This is a genomic window from Halomonas sp. AOP7-E1-9 (assembly GCF_052376035.1).
GTDB classification, from domain to species: Bacteria; Pseudomonadota; Gammaproteobacteria; order Pseudomonadales; family Halomonadaceae; genus Vreelandella; species Vreelandella citrativorans.
Map to the genome: position 1 here is coordinate 103,916 of NZ_JBQSVC010000009.1, position 10,758 is coordinate 114,673.

10 protein-coding genes are annotated in these 10,758 nt (G+C 55.2%); all 10 read left to right on the plus strand.

Features of this window, described 5'->3' with window-relative positions; all coding sequences use genetic code 11:
• Positions 1–204: 204 nt before the first annotated feature.
• The 10 genes from ACT3R4_RS07660 to ACT3R4_RS07705 all read left to right on the plus strand — a co-directional run bounded on the left by ACT3R4_RS07660 (position 205) and on the right by ACT3R4_RS07705 (position 10,597).
• Positions 205–3,111 (plus strand): monovalent cation/H+ antiporter subunit A, encoded by a 2,907-nt coding sequence (locus ACT3R4_RS07660; RefSeq protein ID WP_441678082.1) that lies wholly within the window; start codon positions 205–207, stop codon positions 3,109–3,111.
• A complete protein-coding gene (locus ACT3R4_RS07665) occupies positions 3,111–3,452 on the plus strand; it encodes a Na+/H+ antiporter subunit C (RefSeq protein ID WP_172116917.1) in 342 nt (113 codons plus the stop codon). Before ACT3R4_RS07660 ends, ACT3R4_RS07665 begins: the two co-directional genes overlap by 1 nt.
• Positions 3,452–5,071 (plus strand): monovalent cation/H+ antiporter subunit D, encoded by a 1,620-nt coding sequence (locus tag ACT3R4_RS07670; protein ID WP_441678084.1) that lies wholly within the window; start codon positions 3,452–3,454, stop codon positions 5,069–5,071. The genes ACT3R4_RS07665 and ACT3R4_RS07670 overlap by 1 nt, the downstream gene beginning before the upstream one ends.
• On the plus strand, positions 5,068–5,565 hold the full coding sequence (locus ACT3R4_RS07675; RefSeq protein ID WP_441678086.1) for a Na+/H+ antiporter subunit E: 498 nt from the start codon (positions 5,068–5,070) through the stop codon (positions 5,563–5,565). The genes ACT3R4_RS07670 and ACT3R4_RS07675 overlap by 4 nt, the downstream gene beginning before the upstream one ends.
• Positions 5,566–5,577: 12 nt before the next feature.
• Positions 5,578–5,856 carry a K+/H+ antiporter subunit F gene (locus ACT3R4_RS07680; RefSeq protein WP_087110601.1) on the plus strand — a complete coding sequence of 93 codons (279 nt, stop codon included), beginning with the start codon at positions 5,578–5,580 and terminating at the stop codon, positions 5,854–5,856.
• Positions 5,853–6,254, plus strand: a complete 402-nt coding sequence (gene mnhG, locus ACT3R4_RS07685; protein WP_193057131.1) for a monovalent cation/H(+) antiporter subunit G — start codon at positions 5,853–5,855, stop codon at positions 6,252–6,254. Before ACT3R4_RS07680 ends, mnhG begins: the two co-directional genes overlap by 4 nt.
• Positions 6,255–6,475: 221 nt before the next feature.
• Positions 6,476–7,588 carry a uroporphyrinogen decarboxylase gene (gene hemE / locus ACT3R4_RS07690; RefSeq protein ID WP_193057132.1) on the plus strand — a complete coding sequence of 371 codons (1,113 nt, stop codon included), beginning with the start codon at positions 6,476–6,478 and terminating at the stop codon, positions 7,586–7,588.
• Positions 7,588–8,448: a polyamine aminopropyltransferase gene (gene speE / locus ACT3R4_RS07695; protein WP_172116912.1), complete on the plus strand. Its 861-nt coding sequence runs from the start codon at positions 7,588–7,590 to the stop codon at positions 8,446–8,448. The genes hemE and speE overlap by 1 nt, the downstream gene beginning before the upstream one ends.
• Before the next feature lie 83 nt (positions 8,449–8,531).
• On the plus strand, positions 8,532–9,542 hold the full coding sequence (locus ACT3R4_RS07700; RefSeq protein WP_441678087.1) for an amino acid ABC transporter substrate-binding protein: 1,011 nt from the start codon (positions 8,532–8,534) through the stop codon (positions 9,540–9,542).
• A gap of 275 nt (positions 9,543–9,817) precedes the next feature.
• Positions 9,818–10,597, plus strand: coding sequence for a hypothetical protein (locus ACT3R4_RS07705; protein ID WP_496201860.1), 780 nt, complete (start codon positions 9,818–9,820; stop codon positions 10,595–10,597).
• Positions 10,598–10,758: the final 161 nt, after the last annotated feature.

Here is a 10,758-nt window from a genome sequence, read left to right on the forward strand (position 1 = left end):
CGGGTAGTTTATCAGGAAGCGAGCCATGCCTCACGGCTGTTACTCGCTAAAATTAAAGCAGAGAAGAGTGAGCGTGGTTCACCCTGTTCTAGCATATACATTTACCGCGCGTGGATTAAGATAGTACTACTCCCCAGACAGACCATTTACCCGCAGCGTGATAACCGCTGAGACACCAGAATCTTCACCATCTGACGGAACATTATGCTGCTACTTATACTCATCAACGCGCCTTTTATCGCCAGCATAATGGCCGCATTAATGCCCGCCAATGCGCGTAACCGCGAAGCATGGCTGGCGGGTGGCGTAACGCTTTTGGGGCTGCTGATTACCGGTTTTCTTTATACCCAGGTAGGCGCCGGGGAGGTTGTGCGGAGTGAGTTTGGCTGGCTACCCAGTGTCGGCCTAAACGTCGTATTGCGTATGGATGGCCTGGCCTGGTTATTTGCCATGCTGATCCAGGGCATAGGATTGCTGGTGATTATCTATGCCCGCTACTACATGTCGCCTGCTGATCCTGTGCCTCGTTTTTTTTCGTTTCTGCTCGCGTTTATGGGTTCAATGCTGGGGGTGGTGCTATCGGGCAATCTCATACAGCTGGTGCTGTTCTGGGAGTTAACCAGCATTACCTCGTTTTTGTTGATTGGCTATTGGCATCATCGCGCCGACGCTCGCCGCGGCGCACGCATGGCGTTCACCGTGACAGCAACCGGGGGGCTTTGTCTGCTGGTCGGTGTCTTGATGCTTGGCCATATGGTAGGCAGCTACTCGCTTGATGTTGTGTTGGCCTCGGGTGACCTCATCCGTAATCACGCGCTTTATCGGCCCATGCTGCTATTGGTCGCGTTAGGGGCGCTGACCAAAAGCGCGCAGTTCCCTTTTCACTTCTGGTTGCCGCATGCCATGGCAGCGCCAACACCGGTATCGGCGTTTTTGCACTCCGCCACCATGGTCAAGGCGGGCCTTTTTTTGCTCATGCGGCTTTGGCCGTCGCTGTCGGGAACGCCTGAGTGGAGCTGGATCATCATGGGGGCTGGCGTGTGCACCATGTTGATAGGTGCCTTCACCGCTATTTTCCAACACGATTTGAAAGGCCTGCTGGCCTACTCAACCATCAGCCATCTGGGGTTGATTACCGTACTGCTGGGCATTGGCACCCCCTTGGCACTGGTAGCCGCGATTTTCCATACCGTTAACCATGCCACGTTTAAAGCCTCGCTTTTCATGGCCGCAGGCATTATTGACCATGAGACGGGCACCCGAGATATGCGCCACCTGCGCGGCCTTTATAAAGCGCTACCCTACACGTCCACGCTGGCAATCGTCGCCAGTGCGGCGATGGCCGGCGTCCCGTTTCTTAACGGGTTTATTTCCAAGGAGATGTTCTTTGCCGAAGCGCTAAGCGTTGGCTCCGCACAAAACTGGGGGATGTCCATTGCGGCGGTGTTGATGGGGGTCTTTGGCGTTACGTATTCGCTTCGTTTTACCTACGTCTTTTTCGGCAAGCTGCCTGATGACTTGCCTCGCCAACCGCATGAGCCACCACGCTGGATGCGCTTTCCTGTTGAGTTTTTAGTGCTTTGCTGCCTGGTGGTGGGCATTATTCCAGGCCTGAGTATCGGCCCCTTCTTGCACGCTGCCGTCACCTCGGTATTAGGCGAGGCAACGCCCTACTACAGTCTCGCCGTTTGGCACGGTTTCAACCTGCCTTTGGCAATGAGTTTCGTCGCGTTAATCGGCGGTGTGGCGTTGTATATTTGGCTGCGTGTCCGCTATGGGCTAATTCAAGCCACCCATGTGCCGTTGCTGGGGCGCTTTAACGGCAAGCAAGCCTACGAAAACACCATGCTGCGGATCTCATCCATCGCCTCGTTGCTGGAAAAAATACTCAGCACGCGGCGCTTGCAGCCTCAGCTCTTGCTTATGGTGGTGATGCTTCTGGCGGCGCCCATTTTGCTGATACGCCCCATCTCGCTGCTTGCTCTGCCTGCCAATGGGGAATTTTCCTGGCTCTTTGCCGGGCTATGGCTGATGGGGGCGATTTGCGCTGTCGCGGCGGCCTGGCAGGCAAAATACCATCGCTTGGCAGCGCTTAGCCTGGTGGGCGGTGTGGGCATTATTACCAGCCTGTCGTTTTTGTGGCTATCGGCGCCCGACCTGGCGCTTACCCAACTAATGGTGGAAACCATTACCACGGTGCTTATCCTGCTGGGACTACGCTGGCTTCCCCCGCGTATCACGCCGCGAGAATTGAACATTACCGCCACTAAACGCGCACTATTTCGTCGCTCACGCGATATCGTTATTGCGGTGTGCGCGGGGTTGGCCATGGCGTTGGTCAGCTATACAGCGCTACTACGCACGCCCTCTGAAGGCGGAATTTCTGACTTTTTCCTTACCCATGCCTTAAGTGAAGGCGGGGGAAGTAACGTGGTCAATGTGCTGCTGGTCGACTTCCGTAATTTCGATACGCTGGGCGAAATTGCGGTGCTGGCCATTGTCGCCTTGACCGTTTACGCACTGCTGCGGCGCTTCCGACCCGCGCCTGAAAGCCTGCCCATTCCCGCTCAGCAGACCAACAGCGTTGATCCTGCGGCAGGACAAACACCTATCCAGCAAGTGACAACAGGTTACCTCAAAATCCCCAGCGTTTATTTACGCTTGTTGCTGCCCGTGATGGGCGTCATCGCGGCCTACTTCTTTATTCGGGGCCATAACCTGCCCGGCGGCGGTTTCGTTGCCGGTTTGATCTTTGCGGTTGCGATTATTGTTCAATACATGCTGGCCGGTACGCAGTGGGTGGAAACGCATCTACGCCTTCGCCCTCACCGCTGGATTGCATTTGGCCTACTGACGGCCTGCGCAACGGGCCTGGGCGCGTGGCTGCTGGGTTATCCTTTCCTGACCACCCACACCGCACACTTCACGCTTCCTGTGCTTGGCGAGGTGCACCTGCCGAGTGCATTCCTGTTTGATTTAGGCGTCTTTGGCGTGGTCGTTGGCTCCTCGATACTGATGCTTGTGGCGCTGGCACACCAGTCTGTACGCAGCCACCGCTTACCTGCTACCACGGCGCCAGCGCCCCTTAACCCTCAACAGGAGAGCCGCTAATGGAAGCTGTTATGGCCATGGCAATGGGCATCATGTTTGGCTCCGGGGTGTGGCTGCTGCTGCGTCCACGTACCTTTCAGGTCATTACGGGCTTATTGCTTATTTCGTATGCCGTTAATCTATTTATCTTCATCATGGGACGTCTCTCCATCAACCAGCCCCCCTTAACGCTTGCCGAGGGCACTATTGACCCCGCTTTGTACGCCGACCCAATGCCTCAGGCGCTGGTCTTAACGGCTATCGTGATCGGCTTTGCCACCACAGCCCTTTATCTGGTGGTGATGATTGGTGCTCGCGGGCTTACCGGCACCGACCACGTTGATGGCAAGGAGCCCCATTGATGAGTCTTCCTTGGCTGCACCATTTAATGCTGGCACCTGTTTTACTGCCCTTGATATTCGGGGCGGGGCTGATCCTGGTAAACGAACGTCATCACCAAAAAAAGTTTTTTATTAACCTGGCCAGCACGCTGGCGATGCTGGCGACCTCGGTCGCACTGCTTTTGCTGGCAGATAACGAATACTGGCCCGATGGCATTGGCCTTTACCTCTCGGCTAACTGGACAGCCCCCTTTGGCATTGTCTTGTTGGTTGACCGGCTAACGGCGGTGATGCTGCTGCTTGCATCAATATTGGCGAGCGCTTCTCTGATCTTTGCCATGATCCGCTGGAGCCGCATTGGTGTGCACTTTCACTCGTTATTCCAGTTTTTGTTAATGGGCATTAACGGGGCCTTTCTTACCAATGACCTGTTCAATCTGTTTGTGTTCTTCGAGGTCATGTTGGCGGCCTCGTATGGCTTGATACTGCATGGCTATAACAGCGTGCGTATAAGAGCAGGCATGCAGTACATTGTGGTGAATTTGTTAGCGTCGTTTTTTTTCCTGATTGGCGTGGCCCTGATTTACGCGACGACCGGCACGCTAAACATGACCGACCTGGCAATGCGCTTGAGCATGCTATCGCCGGAAGACCTCACGTTGTTAAAAATTGGCGTGGTTATTCTGGCGTTAGCCTTTCTCACCAAGAGCGCCATGTGGCCACTGGGTTTCTGGCTGCCCACAACCTACTCGGCGGCTTCCCCTCCAGTGGCTGCCATGATGGTGCTAATGACCAAAGTTGGCGTGTACGTGTTGATTCGGCTGTGGCTACTGTTGTTCTCGGAAGGTCCTGCCGCTGGTTTCGGCTTTGACCTGCTGCTCTGGGGAGGCCTTGTCACGCTTGCTTTCGGCACCATCGGGATTCTTGCAAGCCAGGAACCTGGCCGTATGGCAGGCTATGCGGCGGTCATCTCATCAGGCACGCTGCTGGCCGCCGTGGGTTACGGCCAACCGGCACTTATCAACGTGGCGCTGTTTTACTTGATCAGTTCGACACTGGCGGTTGCCGCGTTTTTGCTGCTGATAGAGTTAATTGAACGTATCCGCACACCGGGAGCCGCGATGCTGGCATTAACCATGGAGGCTTTCGCGGTGGAGGATAAGCCCGAAGAGCCCGTCGGCAAGGCGATTCCAGGCGCGCTGGCCTTTTTGGGGCTGGCCTTCGCCTGCTGCGCCCTGATTATTACCGGGTTGCCGCCGCTGTCAGGGTTTATCGCCAAGTTCAGTCTTTTTCATAGCCTGTTGAATCCTACCGACATGCTGATTGAGCGGGGAATCGTCACTTGGGTCATCATTGCGCTGGTCGTGCTTTCCGGGTTGGCAGGGATTATTTCGTTAATGCGTTTTGGGGTACGGACCTTCTGGGCCGTCCAGAATCCGGTCGCGCCTCATCTGCAACGCTCCGAAGTCATGCCTGTCATCACCCTGTTACTGGCCTGCCTGCTGCTTACCGTTCAAGCAGGCCCGACGATGGCGTACCTGGAGCGCAGCACAGAAGCGCTCAACCAGCCTGAGGTCTATTTGAACCGTTTAGGCTCAACCGCTGCGGTAGGTGGTACGTTCGGGGAGTCGGACCAATGACACTGCGCTGGCTTCCCTCTCCTGCCTTATCGGGCGCCTTGTTAATCATGTGGCTGCTGTTGAATCAAAGCATTGCGCCTGCGCAAATGCTACTGGGCAGCGCCCTGGCCATTGCCGCACCGCTGCTTGCCAAGCCACTGCGTCCGCTTGCCCCGGCGCCACTGCGTAAACCGCGGGTGTTGGCACGCCTGCTGTTGATGTCGATGATCGAAATCGTGCGTTCTTGCTTTAACGTCAGCCGCATCATCCTGTTCAATGCCAAGGGGGTAAAATCGCAGTTCATCCGTGTGCCGCTGGATATTAAAGACCCGTACGGCCTGGCGTTGCTTTCGTGCCTGATCAACTCAACCCCCGGTACCGTGTGGGTAGAACAGTTGCCAGACTCCAATGATTTGGCGCTGCATGTGTTTGACCTTCACGATGAGCAGTGGTGGATCGACACGATTAAAACGCGCTATGAACAGCCATTAATCGAGATATTTGAACATGAATAAAGGGCGCTCAGTATGACCACACTGCTCTCTCTGGCAATCAATATCACGCTACTTAGCGTCTTGTTAGCCATGCTGCTGTGTACGGTGCGCTTACTGCGTGGCCCCACCGCACAAGACCGTGTACTGGCGCTTGATACACTCTGGATGTGTGCCATGCTGTTTGCCCTGGCGTTGGGCATCCGGTTTGGCAGCGTGATCTATTTTGAGGCCGCGATGCTGATTGCCCTGACGGGCTTTGTATCAACCATCGCGCTTACCAAATTTCTTATGCGTGGCGAGGTAATTGAATGAACCCACAGCTGGAGTCACTACCGCTATGGGCCAGCCTGCCCATTACCCTGCTATTGCTACTTGGAAGCGCGATTGTACTGATCGGTGCATTGGGCCTTGTTAGACTGCCGCACTTCTTCCAGCGCATTCACGGCCCCGCCATTACGATCACGCTAGGCACCGGCTCTATTCTGATTGCCTCCATGATCTACTTCTCGGCGCTACAGTCACGGCTAGTGATTCATGAGCTATTGATCACTGCCTTTGTGATGCTCACTGCACCGGTGGTGGCCATGCTGCTGATGCGCACCGCTGTTTATCGTGACCTGCGTGCTCGTGACCGCCGCCCAACCGTTAGCGCGAACGAGAGCAAGACAACGACCGAGGTTTATCCCTTTTCCGCGAAGGAAGAGCCGTAGCTTCGTGCCACGCCGGCCTCTGCGTAGCGGATAGGTTTGGGCACGTTTTACACGTCGGCATGCCGCTTAGTTGGGCGTTCTCAAGTACACTCTCACCTCTGCCTTAAGGTTTAGAGACCCGAGCCAAGCGCCTTTTCAATCATGTTTCAAGTAAAGTATCAGCACTGGTTTGTATACCCTTTAAAATACACTACAGGTAAATTTCCCAAGGGCACGTGTTTATGACTTCCACACCGTTGCAAAATGATCGTTTTCTCCGCGCCCTAGCGCGCCAGCCCGTTGACCGCACGCCGGTATGGATGATGCGTCAGGCAGGCCGCTATCTGCCTGAGTATCGTGAGCGCCGCGCCGATGCGGGCAGTTTTATGGACCTGTGTCGCAACCAGGACCTGGCCTGCGAAGTAACACTTCAGCCGCTGGAGCGTTACCCGCTGGATGCGGCGATTCTGTTTTCAGATATTTTGACGATCCCCGATGCCATGGGTCTGGGGCTCTATTTTGAAACCGGTGAAGGCCCCAAGTTTCGCAAGACCGTGCGCACCCCGGAAGAAGTAGCGGCGCTAAGCGTGCCCAACGCCGAGCGCGACCTGGACTACGTCATGCGTGCGGTATCGACCATTCGCCGCGAGCTGAACGGGCGTATGCCGCTGATCGGCTTCTCGGGAAGCCCCTGGACGCTGGCAACCTACATGGTGGAGGGCGGTTCCAGCAAAGACTTCCGTCATCTGAAAACCATGCTTTACGATACGCCAGACACCATGCATCAACTGCTGGATACCTTGGCGCAGTCGGTGACCGATTACCTGAACGCGCAGATCCGCGCAGGCGCCCAGGCGGTGCAGATCTTCGATACCTGGGGCGGAGCGCTTTCCACCCCCGCGTACCTGGAGTTCTCGCTACGCTATATGGAGCAAATTGTTTCCGGGCTGATCCGCGAGCACGACGGACGCCGCGTACCGGTAATTCTATTCACCAAAAACGGCGGCCAGTGGCTTGAAGACATCGCCTGCGCTGGTGCTGATGCACTGGGTATCGACTGGTCGACCGAGCTCTCCAGCGCCCGCGCCCGTGTGGGCCACAAGGTTGCGCTTCAGGGCAACCTCGACCCCAACGTGCTGTTTGCACGCCCGTCGGCGATTCGTGCCGAAGTCGCCCGCGTGCTGGAAAGCTACGGCCACGGTCCGGGGCATGTTTTCAACCTGGGCCACGGCATCAGCCAGTTTACCAACCCGGATAACGTCACCGCCTTTATGGAAGCGCTGCACGAGTTAAGCCCGCAGTATCACCAAGGCACTCCTACCCACTCCGACACCCCTTCCTCAGGAGCCAATTGATGAGCGAATTACGCGACGACCAGTGGTTTACCGAAGTGTTTGATAGCCACGGCAGCGCCTTCTCGCTGAAGATCTCTGAAAAGCTGTTGGATGTGCAGAGTGAGTACCAGCACTTGGAAGTATACGCTACCGAGACCTACGGCAACCTGATGGTGCTGGACGGCTGCGTGATGCTCACCGACCGCGACAACTTCCTGTATCACGAAATGATCGCCCACCCGGCACTGTTTACTCATCCGGCGCCCAAGCGCGTGGTGATTATCGGCGGCGGCGACTGCGGCACACTGAAAGAAGTGCTGCGTCACCCGGGCGTTGAAAAAGTCACCCAGATCGATATCGATGAAGAAGTCACCAAGGCCTCCGAGCGTTTCTTCCCGGCACTGGTGGAAGCCAACGACGACCCACGCGCCGAGCTGCTGTTCGCCGACGGTGTGAAGTGGGTAGATGACGCTGCCGATGAAAGCATCGACGTGCTGATTATCGACTCTACCGACCCGGTCGGCCCCGCCGAAGGGTTGTTCAAGACTGACTTCCTTAAGCGCTGCCACCGCATTCTGAAAGCCGATGGCGTGATGGTGCAGCAGAGCGAATCACCGCTTTATCACAGTGGCTCGATTATTCGTGAGCTGCGCCATGACATGCGCGAAGCGGGCTTTGCCAGTGTCGCCACGTTGCCCTTCCCCCAGCCGGTTTATCCTTCCGGCTGGTGGAGCGTGACGCTTGCCGGTAAAGGCACCAACGTGGAAACCTTCCGCGAAGAGGCTGCCGCTAGTCACGAAATGCCGCTACAGTACTACACAGTGGATGCCCACCGGGGCGCCCTGGCGTTGCCACCGTTCATGCGTAAAGCGTTCAGCTGACGTTTATTTGAATAGCACGCCAGCAAGCGATGAGGCCGGGCACTGCTCGGCCTTTTTTGTGTCACCACGTTAAGGAACCAACAATGAAAACCCTTAAATGGATAAGCATTGGCGCGTGCGCCCTGGTCCCGACGGTTGCCTTGGGCACCACATTAGAAACCGTTCAATCCCGCGATAGCGTACGCTGCGGGGTGAACGCCGCCCAGCCCGGCTTCTCCTCACTGGACGATAACGATACGTATCGCGGCCTGGATACCGATGTCTGCCGCGCGATTGCCGCGGCGGCATTAGGCGATGCCAGCAAGGTTGATTTCGTACCGCTCGATTCGGTGGAGCGTTTTACCGCCCTGCAATCCGGCGAAGTGGATCTGCTCTCCCGCACGACGACCTGGAGCTCTAGCCGCGATACCACCCAAGGTATGCACTTTACCGGGGTGAGCTATTACGATGGCCAAGCATTCATGGTCGCAAGCGACCTGGGCGTGCAAAGTGCCGAAGACCTGGACGGCGCGGCGGTGTGCACGCAGTCAGGCACGACCAGCGAGCTGAACCTTTCAGACTATTTCCGTGTTAACGACATGCACTATGACGCAGTGGTGTTTGATTCTCCCGAACAGTCGATTGCCGGTTTTGAAGCCGGGCGCTGCGACGTCTTAAGCTCCGATGCTTCTCAGTTGTATGCCCAACGCATGCAGCTTGCCAACCCCGACATGGCGGTAGTGCTGCCCGAGATTATTTCCAAGGAACCGCTTGGCCCCGCCGTACGCCAGGGCGATGACCAGTGGTTCAATATCGTAAAATGGTCGCTGTTTGCCATGCTCAACGCTGAAGAACTGGGCGTTAGCCAGGCGAACGTAGACGAACAGCTCGGCTCAGAAAACCCCGACATAATGCGCCTGCTAGGACGCGACGGTGATTTTGGCGACGCCATGGGCATTGAGGCCGACTGGGCGTACCAAATCGTCAAACAGGTGGGCAACTATGCCGATATTTATGACCGTAACGTAGGAACCGAGTCAGACTTCAACATAGCCCGCGGCTTAAACGCCCTATGGAATGATGGCGGTATTCAGTACGCGCCGCCGATTCGTTGACATTCTCTGGCATTGATCGCCCTATGGGCGACCAATGCAAAAGGTCATCCTCCGAAAAATAACGGTGCGCTTGGAATTTGAGGCAGCCCACTCTCTATGAGAAACCTTATGCATAGACACTTAATAAGAAACCTTACATAAAGATACAAAATATTCTTAACATTTTGGGTCAAACTGCCGATAGTAACTTTAATCGTTAATAAGCACATTGGGCTTCTACATAGTGCATCTACACACGTAATGGCTATTAAGCAAGGTCACAAGGAGGTATCACAATGGCAATCGGTATTGGTCCATCTACCCCAGCGACGTCGCAAACGACGTCTGGTAACCGCACTCAGGACGTATCAGCCAAGGGAACTGAACAAGGAGGAAGCACAACGCCTACTTCTGGTTCATCGAAGCCAACAAGCCAGCTTTCCACGTTGGCTCAGCAGTTAAGTGACAGCGCCCTGCGTGCCGAAGAGCGTGATGCCAGCCTGGATCGTAAAGCGTTAGGGCAAAAAGCCGATGCACTGCTCCAGCCAATCGTTCGGGACTTTCATCTTCACCGCGCAAAATATGACGCTGAAGTCCCCAATACAGACGACCCCGAACTATTGGAGCGGGCTAAACAGGCTACCTCCTTTGCCAATGGCAGGGGCAGCAACCCCTTTAGCGGCCTATCCCAAGATCAGCTAGCACTGATTATTTATGACGATAGCGGCACATTTACGGCCAATGAGCGGCACGCAGCTTGGCGAGAAGATTATGATCAGCGGGAGGCATGGAATCAAGCCGTCGTAGCTCGAGGTAAATTGGAGTACAGCCAAACCGGCAAGATGACCAACTTCTTCAAAGAAGTGCTGGGGAATTACAATAATCTGCCACCTATTATGCAGGCGCAGTATCCCGATTTCTATGCACCACGCCTTGAACACCTGATCGAGATGGATTTCAACTTTATGACCCACCGCGCCGAAGGCAAAGGGGCACCTGAAGATATTTTTGACATACTAATGTCAAGTGAAGACTTCGCTAACCTTGGTAAACGCTTTGCAAACTCAAAAGTTTAATCAGAGTCTACTGAAGACTTTAATCGTATAAATAACGAAAACGCTGCTAAGCGGAGCTTTTTATCAACATATCAAAAAATAGTAGCCAACAAGCCCCTCTTATCGTAACTCGATAAAAATAAAATAATTCGTAGCAAAAACTTTTTATGTTAAAAATGCAC